Source organism: Mycobacterium sp. TKK-01-0059, assembly GCF_000709305.1.
Taxonomy (GTDB): Bacteria; Actinomycetota; Actinomycetes; order Mycobacteriales; family Mycobacteriaceae; genus Mycobacterium; species Mycobacterium intracellulare.
This window is the reverse complement of sequence record NZ_KL446997.1, coordinates 207,190-228,487: the sequence shown is the minus strand read 5'-3', so window position 1 is coordinate 228,487 and position 21,298 is coordinate 207,190. Positions and strand designations below refer to the sequence as shown.

Below are 21,298 nucleotides of genomic sequence, written 5' to 3'. Positions count from 1 at the left end.
CCGTCTGTCCTCGCGAGCCGGCTGCGCCGGCTCCCATGCCCGGGCGGGCAAGCCCGCCCGACGAGTTACCCTGTGCGCCAACCGCTTACGCGGTTGTCTCGGATTTCATTGTCGCGGTTGGTGTTTCGGTATTCGCACCGCTGACGCGGTGCCGTGGTGGTGACGTTGCGCCCTCTCGCGCTGCTTGGCATTGCGCTGCAACCGCTTTCGCGGTTGTCGCTACCGTTTGCGCGGCGCCCGCGGATTGCCTTGCTGCTCAACGTCATACCGCCATACTACACGTTTTTCTCGAATCACGCTGCTTTACAACACTTTCCGAGCGATCATTTTTCGACGCTGCGCGCCAGGTGGGAGTGAGACGGATCTATGACGGTACCCCGGCAGGCGGGGCCTTCGGGGCACCGGGTAGGCGGTAGGGGGTGGCGCGCTGACGCGCGCCACGGAGGGTTAGCGGCGGTCATAGACCCTGCGCAAAGAGGCCACCGCACGCCGATCCCTACGGCGCTGCTTACGCACCGCCCGCTGGTGATCACGCTTATCGGTCGGCAACCGCCACGCCCCCGTCCAAGCCGTCACCCCAGCCGCCTTGGACACCTCAGCCATCCTCACCACTCCCCTCTTCGAGAACCGTAGGCCCGCCCTGCTGGCTTGCCCAACACAGAACCTTACCCACGCCCACCGACAACGAGGTCGCCCTAGGACACGCTGGGCGCGACGGCTGTGCTGTGGCTTACTGGTTCTCGTGTTCTGCTAGCAGTCGCAGGATTTCACCGACCACGGCCGACAGGGAAACCTCACCCCGGTGTTCGAGATTGAGTTGATATTCCTGGTCCAGGAACGCCGTCCACACCTCGTCGGGAATGGTGATCGCCTCACACGCATCACACCAGTCCCGCGACGAGAGGATGACGACGTGGTCCCCGCATTGGGCGCAAGGCCTGGTGTCGTACTCGACCAGGCCGTCGAGTTCACGGTGTGCGTAGGCGTGCAGCAGATCCACGTAGTCGAGGATCTCGCCCGGCGATCCTTCGAGCACGGTGCCATCGCCGTTCTCGTTGAACAGTCCCAGCGCATGCTCTGCAGTGACCCCCACCGACCATGGGTCGATCGGGTCGGGTTCGGGAAGATTCCACTCGTCAGGCGCTGTCTCACGGGTCACCAGCTGGTAGTTGCCGGCGCGGGCCTGTCCCCACTCGTAGTGGCTGCTCACGCGGACGCCCCCTCACTGTCATGGCGGGGCGGGTCGAAGAACTCCGCCGCCGGATCGGGATCGGCATCACGCACTACGATTTGGCTGCGTTCTAGCCCTTGAAAGCCATCGTTGCTCAGCTCGGCCAGGCCATTACCGAGGTCACACTCGTCGGGATCGAAGTCCACAGGAACCTGCACCGTCACCCGGTGCCTTGATTCTTCGATCCATTCGATCGCCACTGTCTTACGCTGTGGCTCACAATGATTCGCCATCAGAGCGCCTCGCTGTGCTCGACGGGACAGCTATCCGGTGTGTCGTCGATGTGCTGGTGACCAGGTGCACAGTCGTAGGACTCTGCCTGCAAAGCGGCCGTCGCGTCGTCGTGCGTACGGCTCAGCGACCCGTTGAGATCCGCGAGCCGCACAATGAAGCTGCCGCGCACGTCCAGTCCGCTGCCGTAAGGCCGGCGCGGCAGCTTGCCGACGGCAGCGCACAGGTCGGAGTCACCGTCGAACGGCGGCTCGGGCCGCGTCTTGGTGAACTCGATCGCCAACCATGTGCGACCACGCTCGATCAGCCAGGCCCGCACCACCTCGACCGCGCGACGCTCGGCCGCCGCCCGTAGCTGGTCCTGGCTGACGAGGAACGCGGCCGGCAAGTCGGTGACGGTACCGGCGGCCGCACCACGCGGGTTCATCGTCGTCGTCATCTCAGCGGACCCCCGCAAAGCCGCTGACGGCCACGCTGGCGGATTCGTCGAGCCAGCTGGGCCGGTGGAACGTCCATTCGTCACCCGGGGGGCGTACGGGCATCAGCAGCCCGAAGAAGTCCTCACCAATCCCGATCGCGGTCGGGCCGGGCTTGCCACTCGATGTCACCGACGGGAATACCACCATCTGCGCGCCGCTGGCCTGCTCATCAGCACGTACCTGGGTGAAACGCTTCAGGTAAGCCGGGGTGTATCCCATTCCGACAATGCCGCCCATCCGTGAGGCATCCGCCGGCAACAGCTGACGCCACTTCGGGAACTGGACGTCCAAGCCGCGCACGGTCATCGCTTCCCCCGTGGTGAATCGGAACGTCACTTGTGCACCCGCGTCGGCCACCTCGACTGTCACCTCACGCGTCGATTCATCCCGCTTGGCCGTCTTGGCCATCTTCACCAGCGCCTTCGCATCGGACCCTGCGACCATCACGGTGAAGGCAACCCCGGAGTACTCGACCCGCGAGGCGCCCAACACAAACCGATCCGTAGCGACCGCCACCAGCTGATCCACCCCGAACTCCAGACGCACCGCCTCTAGAAACGGCAGCTTCGCCGACGCCGGTGCCGCGAACAGCAGCGCATCGGACACGGCTGTGAACAACGCCTTGGCCTTCAACGTGTTGACCACCGACGTCGCCACACCCTCCACCGACGCCTCCCCGACGACGGCCGGGTTGTCCAAAACAGCAGTCATGCTGCTCCCCTTTCGTGGGAATCTCGGGCCGACCCGACTGGCCTGCCCAACATCAACGACACTACCAACGCCCACCGACAACAACGAGTCCGACAACCACCAGCGAACGACGACGACGAAGAAGAAGAAGAACAACCACCACTGAGGAGATGCAGCGAAGATTGACCAGAATCACCGAGGTACTTTGACAGATACCCGGCGTGTCGCGTACCGGTGTCAAACAACAACTAACTGCCCGCCGAAATCGCCACTCTCCCGGAGCAATTACGGCCCGGCATGCCTGCGCGACCTGTTGTTAAACAACACTGGCCACCTTGTCAATCTTCACTGCATCTCGACAACAACCCGGCTGCTGCAACGCGCATTTCACCTCCACCCCACACCCGTGCCGGGTGGAGGGTGGGAAAGTTGTTGCGAATGGGCGCCTTCGCCTCTGGCCTGGGTAAGGTAGCCGGAGAGGCGATGCCGATGCCGATGCCGATGCCGATGCCGATGCCGATGCCGATGCCGATGCCGATGCCGATGCCGATGCCGATGCCGATGCCGATGCCGATGCCGATCGGTGGTTTGACCGCGCCGACCGGTTGTGAAAAATACAGTGCCCCCGCGGAGACTCGAACTCCGGACCCGCAGATTAAAAGTCAGCTGCTCTACCAACTGAGCTACGGAGGCATTCGCACTTCTTTACCTTGACATGTCAAAGCGTAGCCTCGGCTCCTTGATGTGTCAAGGTATGATCTGTTGTATGTCATCATCTCGAAAACGCCGCCGCCCCGAGGAGACTAAGGCGTTAATCCTCGATGCCGCTGAGGAGTTGCTGATCGCGGCCGGTCCGCGGGCGATCGAAGTGCGCGCCGTCGCCGAGCGCGTCGGCATCACTGACGCAGGTGTCAACCATCACTTCGGCAGCCGCGAAGGGCTGCTCGAAGCACTGCTGCGTCACAGCAGCGACAGGATCCGCGCTGCCGTCGAGGACGCCACCCAGGAGTGGGTGGCCGCCGGCGCGCAGCTACCTGAGCTGGTGGACCGTATTGCAGCGGTCTACGCCGACGGCTACGGCGAGCTCGCGATGGCCCTTCACGGCGCAGGATGGCGCGACAACAGCGGCGGCATCCTGGAACCGGTCGTTGATGTGCTCCACGCCGCCCGTCGCAAGGCCGGGGGCCGGCGCCCCGCCCGCGACGACACCCGTCTCGCCGTCGCCGCCCTGCACCAGGCGCTGGCCACCGAACCCGTCTACGGTGCTGACTTTCGACGCACCGCAGGCATCAAGGAACCCGACGTAAGCCGCCGCCACCGCCAACTGCGTTGGTGGACCAAGACACTGTCAACCGTTCTAGATCTCGAGCCGCCAGCTACAGGCGCGTAATGGCCGGTGCGCCCGCGCCCTGACCGACGCGCCGGGCCGCCGCCCGCCACTGTTGCAGAACTGCAGCTCAGCAAGCTCGCGCAGTTGGTAGGTTTACTCCACGCACCGCAGGCGCGGCGGAGGAGGGCGCTCTCTCGTGGATGCCATCGAGCAGCTGGAGATGCTGTCACAAGAACAGCATCGTCGCTATTTCGAATTGTTCGGCTCCACCCCTGTCGACGGCGGCGGATTTGGTGACCTGAGTAGCTACGCGCATACCCTCAGCCACGGGACCCAAGACACGCGCGCCCAGGTGATCGGGCTGAGGTTCTCAACCGCCGTAGCCGCTTCCTACACCACCGCCACACAAGCCGATCACCTCGTCCTAGACGGCGCCGCGCGTTCTCACACCATCTGGGCCTCTATCACCGACGAGAGCCGTCGGATCAACCTGGAAGGTGCCCGGGCTATCGACGCAAACGCCCGGCTCGAGGCTTCCGAAGTCGGCGCTATCCCAGACCCGAATTCGCCGGCAGGTCAAGCGGAGATCCTGAGCCGCATCAACGACCACCAAGCGAAGGCTGCCGCCCTCGTGGAACAAGCAGCGACGGCCGAGCAAGCGTTAGGCGCACGCGCAGCTGCCGCCGGCGAACAAGGATCGACACCGCGTGCGCAGGCGGTCGACCATCACACCTTCAAACAAGATCCCCCACCCCCGCCCAAGCCCCCAGTCGAAGGCCTCCCCCCTGAGGGCATGCGGCCGCCCGTCGAGGGCCCGCTAACAGAAGGACCGGCGAGTCGTCCCAGCGCGGTGGCACGAGGAGGACGAAGCCTCTACGACCAAAATGGCGGCGAGTGGCGCTACTACCCCGGTGATGAATGGCAGCACAGCCCCCACTGGGATTACAAACCCCGCCCCGGGCCCGGCTCTGACTGGGAAAACATCCCTATTGATGGCCAACCTCCGGTCCGCGGCCCCTCCATCATCTCCGAACTGCCGCCATGGCTACTCAATCCGAATGCACCCGCGCCGCCAGGGGTGATCGGACCACCACAGAACCCGCTGCTGGCACCGTTCCCCGGCGCAACCATACCAGCGCCACCCCCGGCAACCTCCCCGCCGCCAGGGCCGGGCCTGATCCCCCACATCAGCCCGCCACACATCAACGTGCCACCGCCTAGCCCCGCCGAAACCGAGGTAGCCGGCGGCGGACTACTCCTGTTGCTCCTCCTGGGCGCGGTGGCCATCGCATGACCGACAATGCCCCTCTACCGACCGCGTTTGACCCCACCGCGGTGTCATCACTGGCACAAGAAATCGCCCGACACGTCGGACCCCTGCAACGCGTGACGACGACACACCTGCACCTCTGGCTGCCAGCACTCACCATCCCCTCCGCATGGACCATCGCCGACGCTGACGGCGCCGACGTGACCCGTCTGCTGCTTCGCCGTCTGAACAGCACCAACCACTGGGATAGCTGCGAGGTTCTCAACCTGTACCGGGTGCCGGGCGCGGTGCCAGCAGCACTTGTGCTGCGCAATGCCGACCGCATCTTGCGCGACAGTCAAGCAACCGATATCAGCGCACAGCCACTCGACGTACCGCCGCAATACGGGATCATCGCCACCCGAGCCTCGGGCCGCCTCACCACCGGTAACCGCCAGGTGCTCGGTCAATTCAACAACTACGTCGTCAACAGCGCCGCAGGCGGAGCGCTCGTCGAACAGGCCGTCGTCGTCGGCGCCGATGCCCAGTCGGCGTTAGCCGAGGAGTGCGCCGCATTGACTGAAAACCTCTATCGCTCGCTGCTTGCCAGCATTGACCGCCCACACGATCCGAGACTGTGAGCCGCACTCCGATGAAGAACTCACGCACCACCGGCGTTGTCGCTGCGGCTCGATATCATGCAATGACGACAGCCCCCGAAGGTCCGTGATGTCCATGAACGTGATTCGCGTGAACTATCTGCCCCGATTTGATTACGGGCATGATGCGGTGCTGCTGACTCTGGATGGGCCTGGGCTCGACACTTTCCGTGCTGCACTCACCGAGGCTATGCAACGAGGGTCGTCACGCCTGGAGCACGACGGTGTGACTCATGACTTCGTCATCAGCGCCGGCGCTGCCGATATCACCCTCACCCCAACGCACGTATCTTGGCGGCTCGATCCTGCGAAGGCGGACGAGATTGCGCTTGACTTAGCGGTTTTGAGCGAGAAAGGTCGCGCCGGCCATAACTATGTCGATATGTCGACACCTGCACCCACCCTCGTTGTGTCGCGCGACGAGTACCTCGCAGTCACCTATCCGTGGATCAATCCGCCGGCACAGAACCAAGGCACACGCACCTAAACCGCCCCTCGGGGGCGGTCACGGCTGGCCGCTTGGGGAGGACGAAAGACTAATACTGTTCAAGCGCAGCGCATTTCGCCACCACCGCGCAGTACTGAACTCGGCTCACCCGGTGACGTTTACTGCGCTCGAAGACCGGCGCTTAGTGGCCGGCGATCATGCTGGGCATGATCGGGCCCAGTCCTGAATTTCCGCCTGTGGCAGAGCCGTTGAGGAAGGAGAACTGGAAACCACAGTCATCGGGCATGTAGTAGTGGATGCTGGGGTTCGCTGCCGACAGGGTCGCGATTTGCGGAAGAGTTATCGGCTCCCATGGCCCCTTGTATGCCGGCGGGCTAATGCCGGAGAGGCCACCTGTGTTGACACCGCCGAGCTCGCCGGTGATCTCGTTGGGGCCTTTGGAGGCCCAGACTTCCCCAGCGACAGTGCCCTGCGTCCACTTTTGAGCCTCGTAGGTGTACTGCACCCATTGCTGCTGGTGGCCGTCAACGGGGTCGGTGCGGGTGTAGTGCGTGTAGTCCTCACCTGAGATGCGGAAGCGATATTGTTCTTGGAGGTAGGCGAACGGTGGAGCGTTGTCGTCGGCCCATGTTTTGCCGCCGGGCGGATAGAAGCCGGTCGGGCCGCCCTCGAGTGAAGGGCCCTTCCATGGGCGGTGTCCAGTCCACGGCGGCGGCGGGGTTTTCCCGACGTAGGGCGGCGGGACTACATCGCTCCAATGACCGAACCGTTCATCGCCGACGAAGGGGTTCCGCGGGTCGATCGCGGGCTGGGGTTGGTCGGGGTCGTTCGCGGCGTCTTTGCTGTCGACGGGGCGGAACTGGTTGTCCAGTGCCTGCGCGCCGGTCTGGTCGGCCTTGGTGTAGGTGGCGCTGTGCTCAGTGAACCGTTGTGAGTAGGTGTTGAAGTCGGCGACCTTGGCCTGCAGCGGCCCCTCGGCCTTGGCCAGGCCGGCGGCGATGCCCACCGCCGTGGGATAGCCCATCGGCCCGTGAGTCTCCATGACCCGCTGCACTTCGGTGACGGCCTGCGGAGAAATTTGCGCCGCACGATGCGCCAGCTCGGAGTAGGCGTCAGCGAACCGTACCAAGTCAGCCGGGTTGACGTTCAATTCCGCCATGTCCACCCCCCATGGTGTCTTTGCCCGCGCCCGTGTCTGCGCTCGGGCCGGCTTCAGCCTACTGCTCGCTTTGGACAGGGTAAACCGCTGACCATCGGCGGTTGAGGTGCACGTCGCGGGCCCCACCCCGCGGCGGACGCGGTGCTGGACAGCCTTTGCCTACAGCCGCGCGCCGCCGTCAGGCTGGTTGGCCCCGTCCGCCGACGACGGAATGGCAGCGAGCCGGGCCAGCACGTCGTCTGCGGTGTGCGTGATCGTACGAACGTCGCGGTGGTGCAGGTCGTGGTCAGCGCATACAGCCCGCTTGGAATCCCTCTTGTCGTAGAGACGATGCAAGATCTCGGCGAGCTGCGCGGTGGGCAGCTCGCCGATCTTGCGCACGTCGCTGTTCTGCTCGCGTATGACTGCGGCGATGGACTCCCACCAGAGGCGCCGCTCGGCCTGCGATCGCGGGCCGCTGCTGACAGTGCCGGCGGCCGGTGAGCGGGGCACTGTCACACCGGCCGGCGCCTCGAGACCCTCACGACCTTGACGCGGGGAGGCCAGGGTCAGCAACGCCAAGGTCGAGCAGATCAGCGACATGTCGACCCCGATCGGCCATAGCCACGCTGTACCCGCGCTCATACCGATCAAAATCATGAGGTCCCGCAGAGACACGAACGACATCGCGAACGCGCAGCCGGCGACGCCCGCCATCAGCAGTAGGGCAGCGCCCAGGACGGCCGCGTCGACGCGCCGGTAGCCGTGTCGCCGGTTCTTGATCAACAGAGCCACCGAATGCGTCGACCCAAGCAGGATCGCGGGCGGGACGGCGGCCGCGGTAGCGGCTAACAGCTTCAGGTGGGGAGCCGGCGCAGTCATCCACGCATGAATCACGTTGCCGCCGATGGAAACCACGGTGGCGAACAGCAACCACATCCAGAAAAACCACACTGCGTGGCGCCGCGTGTCATCGGGTTTTGGAACATCGCTTTCGGCAAGAGTCCGGGACGGCTTCGCCTCGAGCGCGGGATCTGTGCGCGCCGGACCTGGCCAAGAAGGAACGGACCGCAGGTGCTCGGCGGTGTCTGCCCCATTACGTGTTGGGGCATCCTCATCAAGGAGTGTCATAGGGTTCTCGTTTTCGTATTCCGTCTCTGGGGGTAGACCTGGGGCTTATAAAGGTCGCTGTCGACAGTGTCTGCGCTCCGAATCTGCTGTAGCACAAGCTATTAGCCGACATCGGCGGGTTTGGCCGGATCGTAACAGCCGGAACGGACACCGTCGATGGATACCGCGCTGTGGGGATAACGCGTCCCAGGTTTTCGTCGCTCCGGCCGGGCATTAGCCGCGCTGGGGAGCCGGGCCAGCGACTGGCCGGTAGCGGTGAGACCCGCAACCTATAGCATCTGATGCTATAATCCCCCCTATGGGTGATCGTAGCGACGTGCTGCGAACGGTGATGCACGAAACGGGCACCACCCAGTCGGAGCTGTCTCGGCTCAGCGGCGTTCACCAGCCAAGTATCAGCCAGTTTCTCTCCGACAAAGTTGAACTCAGCGATGACCAACTCGACCGGCTGTTGTCCTGCATGGGCTATCGACTTGAAATCACCCGCCAGCCAATCAATCCCGAGCTGACGCGCTCAGAACGCCGCTCCTGGAAGTTGCACCGTGAGTTAGCCAGGCATCTGACGCGTTCCACCCTCACGCAATGGCAACCTACGATCCAGCGCAACCTGCGGCAACTACGTTCCGGCGTCAGCGGGCAGCCTCACTTGCGCAACCTCGACCGCTGGGAATCGCTAGTGAAACTCGGCGATGTACCCGGTCTTCATCGCGTCCTGACCGGTCTCAGCCGCGATTGCATTGAGATGCGCGAAGTCTCACCGATGACCGGGCTGCTCACTGATGAGGAGCGCATCCACGTACTGCGGTCGGTGCACTGATGCGGCGCGACCAGCTCGAGCACGCCATTCGGGCCGCCTGCCAAATCGCTGGCATAACTGAAGTGATCATTGTCGGCTCACAGGCGATCCTTGGTACCTTCACCGAAGACGAACTACCCTTCTACGCCACCAGGTCAGCGGAAATCGACGTGTTGCCGATCGCCGATGATAGTGGCGAAATCACGCGCATCGCAGACGAAATAGAGGGCGTAGCAGGTGAGTTGTCGCCATTCGCAGAACTTCACGGCTTCAGCATCGACGGCGTAGATCTGCAGACGTCGGCCCTACCTGACGGATGGCGCGATCGACTGGTCAAAGTGCAGAACGCCAACACGGCAGCCTCGTCGGGTGAGCCTCAGTTCATCGGCTGGTGCCTCGACAAGGAAGACCTGTGTGTCGCCAAACTATGCGCTCTTCGGGAGAAGGACCAGAACTTCGTCGACGCGCTCATCACCGCGGGTCTCGTTGACCCGCACGTAATCGCTACCCGCCTCGCAACCGTTTCCGAGCGCCATCGGCCAGCCGCTGAACGAGCCGCAAACTGGCTTGCTCACCGCACGGAAAACCCCGATTAGCGTTCCATCCCCGACATCGAGCTCGCCAAACCCGATGGCTCCTCACGAGCGGCCGTCAGCCACGCGCGGATTACGGTTCGATCAGCCTCACCCCAACAAAGGCGCCAAGATCGGCCGCGCTCAGATGTCCGGCGTAGCTTGATATATCAATGCTTTTCAGATTTCCGAATGCGCGCAACCCCCATCAGTTAAGGGTCACGCACCGTGGGGTTGAGTCCGTGCTCGGCGTTGACCGAGGTAGGCGGGTACCAGCGCAGTTCGTAGTGCCAGTCGATTCCCTGAGTGCCGCGCAGGTTACCGGTGACCTTGCCATTGGCATCGCGTTCGGCGATCCGGACGCGATGCCAATGCGCTTTGCGGATATGTGCGGGTAGGCGCCGGCCGCTGGGAGTGCCGGCGTCTTCTTCGTTCATGCCACCGGCCGGCGGGGCTGCCCGGTATCGACGAAGGGCGGCTCCGGTGCGCCAGCCGAGGTTGCCGATGTGGGCGGTCTTGAGCTGGTGGGGGCGAGCGATGTGTTCGGCAGGCGGCCAGTCAATTTCGGGATCGGTCGCGGCGGTGTAGAGCAGCAGCGATAACGACAGGGTGATCAGTGTTGGCAGTTCCAACCCCTGGGATTGCCCAAAGTCGGTTGCCATGGAAACCGAGCTGTCGATCAGCTCGGCCAGAGTGGTCGTCTGTTCGGCCAGTTCGCCTCGCAGCTGGAAGGAGACGCTCTGCAAGCGGGGTCGGGGGTCGCCGTCCTCTTTGAAAACCCAAAGGCAGCGCACTCCATCCGAACCGGGGACGTCGATGTAGTGGGTGAACTGGGCGCCGTCAGGATGCCACCGATCCTCATTCGGCCCGGCAGAAGGGGACCGGTTCAGCCCGGGTGTTACCGCGGCGTCGACAGAGCGGATTCCGGTAGTGATCATGCCCGTGTAATGGCACATCCGGATGCCGTCATGCAACGATAGAGGTTCGGCGAGGCTGTAGGCCATCGCATTAAAAGGGAAGCGGTCGAGCCAGTCTGGGACGAGCTCAACGTCGGTATGCGAGTCGATCAGGGCGGCAGCAAAGTCGCCGTCAACGCGCAGAACTACTGGGCTGGTGTCCCACCGGGTCATCATGGCTGTGGTCGCGGCGCGCATCCATCGCCCCTCGGGCCCGCGTGTGCCACCACCGCCGGCCCACAACCGCAACGCTGCCACGACGTCGGCGGCGTCATCGACCTTGATATGCCGCTTGCTGCGTCGGTCCAGCCGAGCGCGCTTCCCCATAGCTGTCATCTTTCCCGCTTTGCAGGCGCGTTTGAATCCCTCTGCTGCCCCACAAACGCCGTGATTATCGGCGGTGCACGCCGGTAGAATCCCTTCGACGTGCTTCCTGGGCTCAACTCCGACTCCGGCCGGCGATGGAAGCGGGAAATCGATAGTTGTGGAACCTGATGACATTGGACGGACGCGGCGACGACGAGGCGCTGGGCCAGTCGGCGTTCCGCAAGCTTGAGCACGGCTTCGCAATTCGAGACCGTTTGCGCGGCGCACTAGCCGAGCAACAGGCGACCGAGCGGAAATACAGCAGGCGAGACAATCGCGCCGATCACACGTCGCGCACGGCCTGGGTGGAGTGGGTGCTGGAGTCGGATCTCGATTACACAGAGGCAGCGCTACTCATGGGGGACTTCTTGCATAATCTGCGCGCTGCTCTGGACCACGCCATGTGGGCGATCACCCCGCGACATATTCAAGAGGCGAGACCGACCGAGGTGGCATTTCCGCTGCACTCGACCGAAAAACGCTACACCGCCTGGGCGAACAAGCGCCAGGACTGGTACGGGCCGACAGTGTTCGAGGTACTCAAGAACAGTCAGCCCTTCAAGGCCGTCGGTACCGGCAAGTTGCATCCGCTGCACATCCTGCAATTCCTCTCGAACACCGACAAGCACCAGCTCTTGAATATCGTGGCCAACAACCAAGTCGACCTCGGCGGTGTCAGCGTCGTTCCTGAGCCGCTCGGCGGGGTGGTCTCCACGATTAACCAGGGTGTCGTCACGCGAGGATCGGTGCTGGATCGGGTCGAATTCACCCGGCCGAAGCACCCGGGCACGGTATCGATCACACTCATGCCAGTGTTCGCGTTCGAACAGGTCTTCCGGTACGTCGATCAAGATGCCGTCGAAAATTGGCTGGTCGTCGGTGATGCGATGAACGAGATCGGGCCTGATGTCGTCGAAGCCGTCGGGTACGTCCTATCCGCGCACGCGCACGACACCAAAGCGGCAACCGGCCGAGAGTCGTTGGGGCCCTAGACCGCTCGGGTCAAGATCTGTAGATGACGCATTCAGCAGCAGCGGGCCAGGTCGCGAAAACTTGACATGTGAAGAGTGCTGGCCACCGTCAAAGTTCTTGGGGCAGGCCCGTTTCGCTGTTTTGCGACGATCAGGTCCGCTTCGCCCCCTCGGGGGCTGTCCCGATCGTAGGCGTCGGGTCTGTGAATGAGGATCACCATGTCGGCGTCCTGCTCCAATTGACCGGTCTCGCGAAGGTCTGATAGCTGCGGAATTTTGTCGGTGCGTTGTTCGGGCCCGCGGTTGAGCTGGCTGACGGCGACGACCGGCACATCGAGTTCTTTGGCCATCAGCTTGAGGCTGCGGGAAAATTCAGCCACTTCGGTCTGGCGGGATTCGACTCGCTTGCCTGAGCTCATCAGCTGCAGATAGTCCACCACGATCAGCTCCAGGTCGGTCTTCTGTTTGAGCCGGCGGGCCTTGGCGCGGATCTCCATCATGGTCAAATTCGGCGAATCGTCGATATACAGTGGAGCATCGTTGATTTCGCCCATGCGTCGCGCCATTTTAGTCCAGTCGTCGTCGCTGAGGCGCCCAGAGCGCATGTCGGCCAACTTGATCCGCGCTTCTGCTGAGAGCAGCCGCATCACGATCTCTGACTTACTCATCTCCAGACTGAAGATGACGCTGGCCCTGTTGTGGTGAATGGAGCACGATCTCATGAAATCCAATGCCAGCGTTGACTTTCCCTGACCGGGCCTGCCCGCCACGATGACCATCTGTCCACCGTGCAGGCCGGTGGTGAGTTCATCAAGTTCGGCGAACCCGGTGGGAACACCGCGGGTCAGTCCGCCGCGGGACTGGATGGCGTCGATCTCATCCATGGTGTCTTGGATGAGATCGCCCAGCGGCGCGTAGTCCTGGGAGGCGCGATCCTCGGTGACGTCATAGACCTCGGCTTGGGCTCGATCGACTACCTCGGCAATGTCGGCGCCGTCCGCGCCGGCGTAGCCGTACTGCACCACCCGGGTCCCGGCTTGCACCAGGCGGCGCAGCACGGCCTTTTCAGCGACGATGCCGGCGTAGTAGCCGGCGTTGGCCGCAGTGGGCACCGCGGAGATCAACGTGTGCAGATAGGGCGCACCGCCAACCCGGGCCAACAAAGCGCGCCGGTCGAGCTCGGCGGCCACCGTCACCGCGTCGGCGGGTTCACCGTGGCCGTACAGGTCCAGGATCACGTCGTAGATGCTCTGGTGGGCTGGCCGGTAGAAGTCACCCGGCCGCAGCCTTTCCAGCACGTCGGCGATCGCGTCCTTGCTCAACAGCATCCCGCCCAGCACCGACTGCTCGGCGTCGAGGTCCTGCGGGGGCTGGCGCCGATCGTCGAGCTCGGTGTAGGCCTGCACGCGCTGGCGGCCGCGGGTCTGCATGGGTATCTCGAGATCGGTCACGCGGCCACCCACTCGTCGCCCTCGCGGCCCTGGTCGCCGTCGCCGGCGAGTTCGGCAGCGATCACGGGCCAACACTGATCACACACCATCGATTTCAGCGGCAGCTCGGGGCGCATGGTGGCCCGGTGCGAACCGCACAGCATGCACTGGCAGCCTCCGCTGATCGCCAAGTCCATCAGCAAGTCGGTGCCGATCGTGGCCGCAGTCGGAATGTCGTCGACCGCAACGGGGTTCGTCGTGGCGTGGGTAAGGGTTTCGTCCGCCCAGCGGGTCAACGCCGCCGCCAACGGCATCTGCGGGAACAGCCGATTGACTCGCCGTCCCGCCGCGGCCAGCGCTGCCATCGGGTCCACGGGACGGCCGAACTTCACCTCGTGTGCCTTCAGCAACTCGGCGCGGCCGGCGGGGCTGGTGACCGCCGTGACTTGGGCATACCAGTGTGCAGTGGTGCGGTCCTGCGCCTCACGGGCCTCGCGTCGCGTCCGCTGTTCCCATGCGCGTTGCAAGGGGCGCAGCCGGGGCCCCGCACCTGGCACGTTGTGGTGCAGCCGCCACAGCGCTAGGCGCCAGGGCCGCTGCAGATCCGCCGGCATGGGCCGACATAGCTTGTCGAGGATCTGCTCGGGTAACCACCCTGCGGCCAGGCGGTTTTGGATCTGCGCACCCAGCATGAACCGCAGGTGCTTGGGCAGCCGCACCAGCACCTCGGGCAGGCCGGCCAGCACCTGGCGTAGTTCGTCGGTGGATACCTCGACCTCAACCGGCCGGGAGCTGCTGGGCAGCTCGTCGTTCCGGGGGGTAGGGGGGTAGAGAGATTGGTTCTTATAAGGAAGGCGCCGCGAAAAGGTGACCGAATCGGCGTCGGAGTGGTTGTGGGAGGTGATGATCCGGCCGTCGCGATCCCGGGCGAGCACGGCGATATCAGCGGTGAATTGCTCGTTGATCGCCACGAGTGCGCGCGTGTTGCGGCCTTGGGCTGCCCGATAGACGATCAAGCCGTCGGCCGCCAACGTCGCCAGTGCCCGCCCGACGGTCTTGAGGTCGTAGCGCCGGCCGCCGGCGGCTGCGATGAGCTCCACGAGCTGCCCTAGCGCAACCCGGTCGTCGGTGATCCGGCTCCAGCCGCACAGCAGCTTGAGTACCGCGCTCAGTACGTGGCGTCGGGCGCCCCGCAGGCCAAGCTGGGCAGCGTGTGTTTCGACGCGGCCGCGCACCATCTCGGCATCGGAGAAGGCCACCCGCTGGCGAGGCCGGCAAACTTCGTCCGCCCGTTGTCCGCCGCGACGGCACGCCCTGAAACGTTGCGTCTTTGCGCAGTTCAGGCGGTGTTCCTGCGACACTTCGCGCGGATACGTTGAATTGTGTCCGGGGTAGGAACTACCCTGGGAACTACTTGTCACGCAGTTCTCCCTGTTCAGCACGGGGACCGAGATTCGAAGTTGGCGCTTCGGACCTCACGAAATTCGGAGTTGGCGCTCCGAATTCGACCTTCTGATCGATTCCCAGATCCCCCTTCCGAGGGGGTTCTGCGTTCTGGTCCCGCTATTTTTTTGTGGGGTCTCCCCTGGTGTTCGGGGATGGTGAGCGGCTATTTGCCTCCTTTCCGACTGGGCTTCCTGATTCCGAGTCGTCGGCTTCATCGGACCATGCCTTTGACCGATGAAGGCGGACCGACACGGAATTACCTTGTTTGCTGGGCTCTAGCCCCGTGTCATGCGCTCGCTCGGGGGCGCTCAAACCATGTTTGCTGGGCCACGCCCACTGGCGACGTGATGGGTAAAACCGCTGGTAGGACGGCATTTCCTGCAATTGTTTGCTGGCCGCTAACCGGTGCCGCGAGGGGGCTGTACCCCTGCAGAATTGTGTTTGCTGACGCGTTAGCCCCTCGGCGGACATGATGAAAAGCCCAGGTCGGCACCGTTTCTCGGGCTGGACAACCGCCATCGCCGCTCGACGGCGCTAACAATTGCAAGCACCCGCTGTCGGGGCGGCCGCGGATCACGCCGTGGCCTTCGTCAGCCCGGCACCGAGCGCTAGTTCCACGCCGCTGCCGATCCGTACCGACCACCCGGCGTCGGTCATCTGCTGTCGCAGAACGGGGTCGGGCTCGAGCAGGGCCATGGCCGCCGCGGCCTCCGCGACCAAGTCGATGCGGTACCAGGCGTACGGGTAGCCAGCAGGATCACAGACGACCCAGCCGCGATGGCCGGGCGGGCGGGCTGGGTCCGCCGCACAGTCAGCGCTCTTGGCTGATGACATGAGAACTCCTTTCTGATTTCAGGTGCACCACTGGCGGGTGCGGGAACCTCAGAGCCGAGGGGGCATCGGCAATGCGCCCCGGTGGGTCGGCATCGCTGCCCTCGGCAATGGCGACGCCGTAGTGGTGGGCCAGGGCGATGAGGACCGAACAGGGGGCGCCGACGACACATTCACCGGTGGTCATGCCCTCGCGCTCCCCTGCCCAGGGCCCGGCGCTAAAGGTGCACTCGGCGCAGACCACAGCAGAGTCGGGGCAAGACAGGGCGTCCTCGCCATGGACCGCAGCAGCGCTCGAGCTCTCGCTGCAGCCTTGGCACACCATGACCGCCGGGCGGTGCCGGGTCGCGTGCGCGAGCAGATCCGAACGATGCCCGGGCTCGCCAGCTCGCCCCGGCGGGGCGTCAGCCAGAATCGCCACGAAGATGCGCCGCATCAGATCTGGGTCAGTACCGGCGGCCGCGATGACATCGCGATGCGCGTCATCAGGGAGGTATTGGGCGATTTCGTGCTCCACTGTTCCTCGGCTGAGCGCCACCACCCATCCGCACCGTTCACAGCGCCGCGAAGTCAGCCAACGGCTGCCGTAGGTGAAGGGGCCCAGCCGGGTGGCGACGTGGTTGCAGCGTTGCCCACACACTGAATAGATTTCGGGGCGGTAGCATTCGTCGGCGCCCGCCGCCGCCAAGCGAGGACCAAATACGGCGAAATCAATTGCGTGCCAACGCCACCGCAATCCATCGCCCGCCGCCGCGATGGCAAATCGCGACTCTCCATAGCTGCTCATCGAGTCACCGGCGCAGTGTCGGCGGCGTCGTACGCGGCAACTGTGTGGGCGCCGGTAAGCGGCGACACCCACTGCGGGCCGATCACAACCATGCCGCGGTGAGCTCGCGCAGGCCGCAATTGCTGAAGGCGCTGCGCGCCAGCTGTATTCACCGGAACCTGACTTTGCGGTCTCACGCCGTCCTCCTCACTGCTGGTGACTGATCGGCCAGTTCCACCACGTGGGCCGCCAATCGCCTGATCTGCGCGTAGCGCTCCGGGGTCATCCGATCCGGGGCCGGCTTGCCCACGCCATCACCAGAACCGGTGATGAGCGCATCGGCCTGCAGGGTCTTGAGGTCGAGCGTCTCGAGCATCACCGGATCAGAGCCGAAATCGGTGGTCGCGAAATAGGCACGCACCGGTTTGGTCTGTCCGGGCCGGCCGGGCCGGCCCATGGCCTGCTTGTGCACCCCCGGGGACCAATCCAGCTCCCCGAATACCAGCGTGTTCACCACCTCTTGCAGCCCATCGATCCCGGCCCCCGACCGCAGCGACATGATCAGCACTCGGCAGCGGCCCGCCATGAAATCGTCTAAGGACCGCTCTTTTTGCGTGGTGGTCTCGCGCCCGGTGTACATCGCCGGCCGGTACGGGCGCAGCCGTTCGGCCCAGATGTCATGCACGGCGTGATGCCAGCCCAGCAGGATCACCCGCTGTTCGCTTTGCAACAGCAGCTCAACGAAGTCGGCAACGAACGGAGCTTTGGCTATACCGGTGTGCTGGCGCATCATCCAGTCGAATTGCCCTGCTGCAGTCCAGCGTTCGCGAGGGTTGGCGGACTGGTCCAAGATCAGCCGGGCCAACGCAACCGCGTTGCCCTCGATCTCGCTGAGCACCTTGGGATCCGAGGGCACCGACTGCTCGATCGGAATGATCGGCGGAACCTCGATACCGACCTCGTCGAGGGTGCGCCGCAGCAACAGACCCTGCGAGGTCAAATATGATCTCAGCGCCGTCGGGTCATACACCTGCGTCTTGGTGTCCAACCCCGAGGTGTGGCACCATTCCCGCGCGAACTCGTAGCGGTCGCCCAACGCGCCTGGGCGCAGTACGTCGATGACGTTGTAGATCTCCCCGCCGTAGTTGTAGATCGGGGTTGCCGACAGCCCAACGCGGTAGGTGGCCTCGCGAGCAACGGTCATCGCGGCCTTGTACCGGTCGGATTGGTCGCGGCGCAGTTCCTGCACCTCATCGAAAATCACCGTGTTCGCAACACCTTTGAGATGGTGCTGCCACTTGGCCAGCTTCGAGTAACTCATCACGATCAGATCCGCGGTGCGCCCACGGCGCCGCAGCGAATGAATCGGCCCGGTCTTGACCTCGACCGAGGTGAGCTGTGGATAGAACTTGGCCAGCTGCCGGCGCCACTGCTTGGGCATCGTGCCGGTCAACGTGACCGCGATCGCCGGCCGCGCCTGCGGCTGCTCCAACAGAGCCAGACTGGTGAACGTCTTGCCCATGCCGAGCTCGTCGGCAACCAGCACCCCACCGGTCGCCCAGACCAGATCCCGCGCGGTGCGCTGATAACCCCGCAGCGGCACTGCCGGCGACACCCATCCAGGACCCGCGTCGACTGAGAGCGCGCCGCCGGAAAGAACATGCTGCACAGCGCTTTCAGCGCGCCGATGCTCGCCGGCCATCGCCCGCAGCCGCTGCCGATCCTGCGCAGAGGCCTTCATCGGCCACCGATCGGTCAACCATTCCAGGTCCCGCGCGACCTCAAGAGTGCCCGTCAACGTCACGGTGCCACGAGTTGTAGCGGACACCCGCGGAAAAATCCGCTTGATCCGGATCATGACGTCGGGCTCAGCCTCGATCTCCCACACGCCCTCCGGGGCCCACCGGTACTGGCCAACGACACGCGCCGTCACAGCGCCAACCCCGGCCCCGGCAGCGCAACCACCCGCACCGGCACCCCGAAGATCTCCGCCGGCATCCCCGACAGCGAGGACAGCCGCGGCGTCGCGACCACCAACGCGTGCACGCGCTCATGCGAGGCATACCGCGCCAACTGCGACAGCACCGACGAACCGCTGGCCCGCATCTTCACCTCGAGGGCCACGCAGCCATCAATGAGGAAGTCAGGCCGATCACAGCTGGAGAGCCGAAATTCCCGATCAACCCGAAATGCGTGCTCCTGCAAGACCTGCTCGATACCGTCCTGCAGCGCGGTCTCGCGCGCCGCCCGGTAGATCCGCCGCCCCAGGACCGCCACAACGTGGTCAGCGATGGCCACCGCATCCGCTGCCGCGCCGTGCATAGCGTAGTGCGGCGCGCTCACGGTGCCACCACGCCATCGAGGTCGCAGAGCACATCACTATCTGTCAGCAGTGCCGACCACCGCGGGTCGACATCAAGCATGTCAAGGTGCGCTCGCGCAGTCAGGCACTGCAGCGGAGTGTCCTTGCGCAGGTATAGCGGGTGGCGTGGCTGCCCGCTCGAGGTCCAGCCGAGCACGGCTAAGCTGCCACCGGTGGCCCGGCAGATACGCCACATGCGACTGGCAACGGTCCGGGCCCGCGCCGCGTCGGCCTCAGCACCCCAGGCCAAAACGATCACGTCATGAGCGGCGGCCTGGGCATCCAGCTGAGCGTCATTGTCGTAGCGAGGATCGCTGCTGACCCCGATCGGATCACCCATCCCGGCAAGGTCTTTGGGGTTGGTAGCCCGCGCGGCGTACAGGTTGGTCAAGGTGACCGCGCTATAGCCGAAGCCGTCGGCAAACCCGATGTCATGCCGCGACGTGGCGTCGTCACGGTGCTCATCGGCGGTGGAGGGGTTCAAAGAGATAAACATCAGTGCCGGCCCGGGCCCGCGCCGGCAGCTCAGCCAGTACCGGTAGCGCCGATCAGGCGAGAAGTGCGCGCAGCGCTCGGGGTGATGCCAGTGCGGCAGGTGAAGATCCAACATCAACGTCACAACACACCTCTTTAAGAGTTGAAAGACCCTGCGGGTCAGGCGCTTTTGGCAGATAGAGGACGCGAGCGCGCGTTGCGCGCCCCGCCGCCGAAGGTGCGCGCGCACACCAAGACACGCTGTCCTGGTACGCGGCGGTTCCTGTTGTAGAGCACCATGATGGTGATCGCCATCCGCACACCCGCGGTACCGGTCAGGGTCTCCCCCAACGCGGCAGCGTGGGTGCGCAAAGCCGGCGGAAGCACACCGAGCAGGGTGTCGGCCAGCCGCTCAGGATCGATACGGTCGCCCAGATGGTGTTGGATCAAGCCGATGGCATGGACAAGCGGCGCGTCGTAGGCATCCATGCGCAGGTCCCACACCTGAACAATCAGTTCCAGGGTGTCGCGGATGAGATCGGCGCCGCCGAGGGCGAAAAGCTTCTCCAACGTCGCGGTGCAGCGCACGTTTCCAGCCTTGGGCGCGTGATGAATCTGCAGCTCCAAACTGGTCACGACGTGTTCGATCGCCAGCACGTCCGGATCACCGCTGGCCTTGCGGGCCTGCCAGTGATCCCAGGTTGAGGGGCGCCGCCGTTCCCGGTTGAGCCGATCAAACAGCCGGGCCTCGTCAGCCACCGTCAGCCCCTCGTGGACGCGGGCCACCATCGAGGCCTGGGGGTCGCGCAGTCGCGCAGCCTCCCAACGGTGTTGGCCATCGACCACCGCGTAGCGCGGACTGTGGTCGCGGCCGCGATCGCTGATCTCGATGACCCCGGCCAGTCGGCGATCCCACCCGGCGGCCAGCTTGCGGGCCCGGCCCATGTCGACCGCGCGCTGATAGGACTGATCGACGAACAACTCATCGACGCGCACGGCGTCGATGTAGCCGCCGCCCGCGCCGGCTGCCGCCGGGGTGACACTCACGCTCATCGTCATGCTGCTCTGGTCCTTCCTTGCCGGGTACTGGGTGTGCGCTGCCCGACTCCGCCGGCGTAGATGTCGTGGCAGGCATCGCAGCGGGTCCGCCCCGGTGAGTGCCAGGTGGCTTTGCAGTCCACGCACAACCCGCGCCGGTATGCGTCATGTCCATCGGCAGGCACCCCGTTGCCTACCGCCGCCGGCGCTCGTCTCGGCGCGCCGGCCGCCGCGCTCATGCCGCCCCCTGGTCTCGGGCGACGACTCCTGGCCGCTGGGGCTGCTGCGAGCCGCGCTGCCGCTGGCGGCGCAGCTCACGGGCACGTTCGGCCATGGTCATGCCTCCCAGGACACCGCGCTGGTCACGGCCCTTGTTCAGCCCGTAGCTGCGGCACTTGTCCAACACCGGGCAGTACTGGCAGATCGCCTTGGCCTCGGCCTGGACCAACGGACTACGGCTCAGCCAGTCCACCTCGGGAAAGGCAGCGCAGGCCCCGTCGACGACGAAGCTGGACAATTCCACTTCGTCCCTGTCTGGCAGCGGTTCTGGGCACGGCAACTCCAAATACCGCTGCACCGAGCGCGGAGTGACTCGCAAGTAGTCGGCGATCGCGTCCAGTGACTGGCCACGGCCGCGCATCCGATGCGCGGTGATCCGGTGGTTGATCCACCGCGTATTCGGCTTGCTGTCAACATCATTCATG

General features: G+C 64.7%; 23 protein-coding genes and 1 tRNA gene. 7 read left to right on the top strand and 17 right to left on the bottom strand.

What is annotated here, in order from left to right; all coding sequences use genetic code 11:
• Positions 1–730: 730 nt before the first annotated feature.
• The 5 genes from K883_RS26225 to K883_RS26200 all read right to left on the bottom strand — a co-directional run bounded on the left by K883_RS26225 (position 731) and on the right by K883_RS26200 (position 3,324).
• Complete coding sequence (locus tag K883_RS26225) at positions 731–1,210, bottom strand: hypothetical protein (protein WP_036456574.1); 480 nt, start codon at positions 1,208–1,210, stop codon at positions 731–733.
• Entirely contained in the window at positions 1,207–1,431 is a 225-nt protein-coding gene (locus tag K883_RS26220) for a hypothetical protein (protein WP_255359024.1), read from the bottom strand. Before K883_RS26220 ends, K883_RS26225 begins: the two co-directional genes overlap by 4 nt.
• 32 nt (positions 1,432–1,463) lie before the next feature.
• The gene (locus tag K883_RS26215; protein ID WP_036456570.1) at positions 1,464–1,901 is read right to left on the bottom strand and encodes a hypothetical protein; all 438 of its coding nucleotides are present in this window, start codon (positions 1,899–1,901) and stop codon (positions 1,464–1,466) included.
• 1 nt (position 1,902) lies between these two features.
• Positions 1,903–2,652, bottom strand: coding sequence for a beta clamp domain-containing protein (locus tag K883_RS26210; RefSeq protein ID WP_179945142.1), 750 nt, complete (start codon positions 2,650–2,652; stop codon positions 1,903–1,905).
• Positions 2,653–3,251: 599 nt separating this feature from the next.
• Positions 3,252–3,324: transfer RNA gene (locus tag K883_RS26200), tRNA-Lys, on the bottom strand.
• Positions 3,325–3,346: 22 nt separating this feature from the next.
• On the opposite strand from K883_RS26200, the gene K883_RS26195 reads away from it, so the two are divergent.
• The 4 genes from K883_RS26195 to K883_RS28480 all read left to right on the top strand — a co-directional run bounded on the left by K883_RS26195 (position 3,347) and on the right by K883_RS28480 (position 6,356).
• On the top strand, positions 3,347–4,021 hold the full coding sequence (locus K883_RS26195; protein ID WP_218917182.1) for a TetR/AcrR family transcriptional regulator: 675 nt from the start codon (positions 3,347–3,349) through the stop codon (positions 4,019–4,021).
• 136 nt (positions 4,022–4,157) lie between these two features.
• A complete protein-coding gene (locus K883_RS27375; RefSeq protein WP_081914441.1) occupies positions 4,158–5,255 on the top strand; it encodes a hypothetical protein in 1,098 nt (365 codons plus the stop codon).
• Positions 5,252–5,851: a hypothetical protein gene (locus K883_RS28485; protein ID WP_255359023.1), complete on the top strand. Its 600-nt coding sequence runs from the start codon at positions 5,252–5,254 to the stop codon at positions 5,849–5,851. The genes K883_RS27375 and K883_RS28485 overlap by 4 nt, the downstream gene beginning before the upstream one ends.
• Before the next feature lie 88 nt (positions 5,852–5,939).
• Complete coding sequence (locus tag K883_RS28480; protein WP_255359022.1) at positions 5,940–6,356, top strand: hypothetical protein; 417 nt, start codon at positions 5,940–5,942, stop codon at positions 6,354–6,356.
• Positions 6,357–6,498: 142 nt separating this feature from the next.
• On the opposite strand, the gene K883_RS26390 is transcribed toward K883_RS28480, so the two are convergent.
• Together K883_RS26390 and K883_RS26180 are read right to left on the bottom strand one after the other, a co-directional pair.
• Positions 6,499–7,476 (bottom strand): type VII secretion target, encoded by a 978-nt coding sequence (locus K883_RS26390; RefSeq protein ID WP_081914449.1) that lies wholly within the window; start codon positions 7,474–7,476, stop codon positions 6,499–6,501.
• Positions 7,477–7,635: 159 nt separating this feature from the next.
• Positions 7,636–8,394 carry a DUF2637 domain-containing protein gene (locus K883_RS26180; RefSeq protein WP_255359021.1) on the bottom strand — a complete coding sequence of 253 codons (759 nt, stop codon included), beginning with the start codon at positions 8,392–8,394 and terminating at the stop codon, positions 7,636–7,638.
• Between the two features lie 490 nt (positions 8,395–8,884).
• Between K883_RS26180 and K883_RS26175 the strand changes: the two genes are divergently transcribed.
• Both K883_RS26175 and K883_RS26170 read left to right on the top strand, forming a co-directional pair.
• Positions 8,885–9,403 (top strand): helix-turn-helix domain-containing protein, encoded by a 519-nt coding sequence (locus K883_RS26175; protein ID WP_218917181.1) that lies wholly within the window; start codon positions 8,885–8,887, stop codon positions 9,401–9,403.
• Positions 9,403–9,978: a DUF6036 family nucleotidyltransferase gene (locus K883_RS26170; protein ID WP_036456561.1), complete on the top strand. Its 576-nt coding sequence runs from the start codon at positions 9,403–9,405 to the stop codon at positions 9,976–9,978. Before K883_RS26175 ends, K883_RS26170 begins: the two co-directional genes overlap by 1 nt.
• 188 nt (positions 9,979–10,166) lie before the next feature.
• Here the strand turns inward: K883_RS26170 and K883_RS26165 are convergent, their stop codons facing one another.
• The gene (locus tag K883_RS26165) at positions 10,167–11,237 is read right to left on the bottom strand and encodes a hypothetical protein (protein WP_036456558.1); all 1,071 of its coding nucleotides are present in this window, start codon (positions 11,235–11,237) and stop codon (positions 10,167–10,169) included.
• 167 nt (positions 11,238–11,404) lie between these two features.
• Here K883_RS26165 and K883_RS26160 point away from each other — a divergent pair, with 167 nt between their 5' ends.
• Positions 11,405–12,268: a hypothetical protein gene (locus K883_RS26160; protein ID WP_036456555.1), complete on the top strand. Its 864-nt coding sequence runs from the start codon at positions 11,405–11,407 to the stop codon at positions 12,266–12,268.
• Positions 12,269–12,300: 32 nt separating this feature from the next.
• On the opposite strand, the gene dnaB is transcribed toward K883_RS26160, so the two are convergent.
• The 9 genes from dnaB to K883_RS26120 form a co-directional block, all read right to left on the bottom strand.
• Entirely contained in the window at positions 12,301–13,677 is a 1,377-nt protein-coding gene (gene dnaB, locus K883_RS26155; protein ID WP_051701235.1) for a replicative DNA helicase, read from the bottom strand.
• A gap of 17 nt (positions 13,678–13,694) precedes the next feature.
• Positions 13,695–14,936: a hypothetical protein gene (locus K883_RS26150; RefSeq protein WP_036456553.1), complete on the bottom strand. Its 1,242-nt coding sequence runs from the start codon at positions 14,934–14,936 to the stop codon at positions 13,695–13,697.
• A gap of 760 nt (positions 14,937–15,696) precedes the next feature.
• Positions 15,697–15,957, bottom strand: coding sequence for a hypothetical protein (locus K883_RS27825; RefSeq protein WP_156035733.1), 261 nt, complete (start codon positions 15,955–15,957; stop codon positions 15,697–15,699).
• Positions 15,935–16,741, bottom strand: coding sequence for a hypothetical protein (locus K883_RS26145; RefSeq protein ID WP_156035731.1), 807 nt, complete (start codon positions 16,739–16,741; stop codon positions 15,935–15,937). Before K883_RS26145 ends, K883_RS27825 begins: the two co-directional genes overlap by 23 nt.
• 172 nt (positions 16,742–16,913) lie before the next feature.
• Entirely contained in the window at positions 16,914–18,653 is a 1,740-nt protein-coding gene (locus K883_RS26140) for an SNF2-related protein (RefSeq protein ID WP_036456551.1), read from the bottom strand.
• On the bottom strand, positions 18,650–19,063 hold the full coding sequence (locus K883_RS26135) for a hypothetical protein (RefSeq protein WP_255359020.1): 414 nt from the start codon (positions 19,061–19,063) through the stop codon (positions 18,650–18,652). Before K883_RS26135 ends, K883_RS26140 begins: the two co-directional genes overlap by 4 nt.
• Positions 19,060–19,692, bottom strand: coding sequence for a DUF1643 domain-containing protein (locus K883_RS26130; protein ID WP_255359028.1), 633 nt, complete (start codon positions 19,690–19,692; stop codon positions 19,060–19,062). Before K883_RS26130 ends, K883_RS26135 begins: the two co-directional genes overlap by 4 nt.
• Before the next feature lie 44 nt (positions 19,693–19,736).
• Positions 19,737–20,609, bottom strand: a complete 873-nt coding sequence (locus K883_RS26125; protein WP_255359019.1) for a DUF6551 family protein — start codon at positions 20,607–20,609, stop codon at positions 19,737–19,739.
• A 220-nt stretch (positions 20,610–20,829) separates the two neighbouring features.
• Positions 20,830–21,297, bottom strand: a complete 468-nt coding sequence (locus K883_RS26120) for a WhiB family transcriptional regulator (RefSeq protein WP_255359018.1) — start codon at positions 21,295–21,297, stop codon at positions 20,830–20,832.
• Position 21,298 lies beyond the last annotated feature (1 nt).

Bases quoted from the DNA above. Each gene is read 5' to 3' on its own strand.
- K883_RS26215 (WP_036456570.1), bottom strand. From the start codon at position 1,901: ATGACGACGACGATGAACCCGCGTGGTGCGGCCGCCGGTACCGTCACC.
- K883_RS26210 (WP_179945142.1), bottom strand. From the start codon at position 2,652: ATGACTGCTGTTTTGGACAACCCGGCCGTCGTCGGGGAGGCGTCGGTG.
- K883_RS26195 (WP_218917182.1), top strand. From the start codon at position 3,347: ATGTCAAAGCGTAGCCTCGGCTCCTTGATGTGTCAAGGTATGATCTGT.
- K883_RS28485 (WP_255359023.1), top strand. From the start codon at position 5,252: ATGACCGACAATGCCCCTCTACCGACCGCGTTTGACCCCACCGCGGTG.
- K883_RS28480 (WP_255359022.1), top strand. From the start codon at position 5,940: ATGTCCATGAACGTGATTCGCGTGAACTATCTGCCCCGATTTGATTAC.
- K883_RS26390 (WP_081914449.1), bottom strand. From the start codon at position 7,476: ATGGCGGAATTGAACGTCAACCCGGCTGACTTGGTACGGTTCGCTGAC.
- K883_RS26180 (WP_255359021.1), bottom strand. From the start codon at position 8,394: ATGTGGTTGCTGTTCGCCACCGTGGTTTCCATCGGCGGCAACGTGATT.
- K883_RS26175 (WP_218917181.1), top strand. From the start codon at position 8,885: ATGGGTGATCGTAGCGACGTGCTGCGAACGGTGATGCACGAAACGGGC.
- K883_RS26170 (WP_036456561.1), top strand. From the start codon at position 9,403: ATGCGGCGCGACCAGCTCGAGCACGCCATTCGGGCCGCCTGCCAAATC.
- K883_RS26165 (WP_036456558.1), bottom strand. From the start codon at position 11,237: ATGGGGAAGCGCGCTCGGCTGGACCGACGCAGCAAGCGGCATATCAAG.
- K883_RS26160 (WP_036456555.1), top strand. From the start codon at position 11,405: ATGACATTGGACGGACGCGGCGACGACGAGGCGCTGGGCCAGTCGGCG.
- dnaB (WP_051701235.1), bottom strand. From the start codon at position 13,677: ATGCAGACCCGCGGCCGCCAGCGCGTGCAGGCCTACACCGAGCTCGAC.
- K883_RS27825 (WP_156035733.1), bottom strand. From the start codon at position 15,957: ATGTCATCAGCCAAGAGCGCTGACTGTGCGGCGGACCCAGCCCGCCCG.
- K883_RS26145 (WP_156035731.1), bottom strand. From the start codon at position 16,741: ATGAGCAGCTATGGAGAGTCGCGATTTGCCATCGCGGCGGCGGGCGAT.
- K883_RS26130 (WP_255359028.1), bottom strand. From the start codon at position 19,692: ATGTTGGATCTTCACCTGCCGCACTGGCATCACCCCGAGCGCTGCGCG.
- K883_RS26125 (WP_255359019.1), bottom strand. From the start codon at position 20,609: ATGAGCGTGAGTGTCACCCCGGCGGCAGCCGGCGCGGGCGGCGGCTAC.
- K883_RS26120 (WP_255359018.1), bottom strand. From the start codon at position 21,297: ATGAATGATGTTGACAGCAAGCCGAATACGCGGTGGATCAACCACCGG.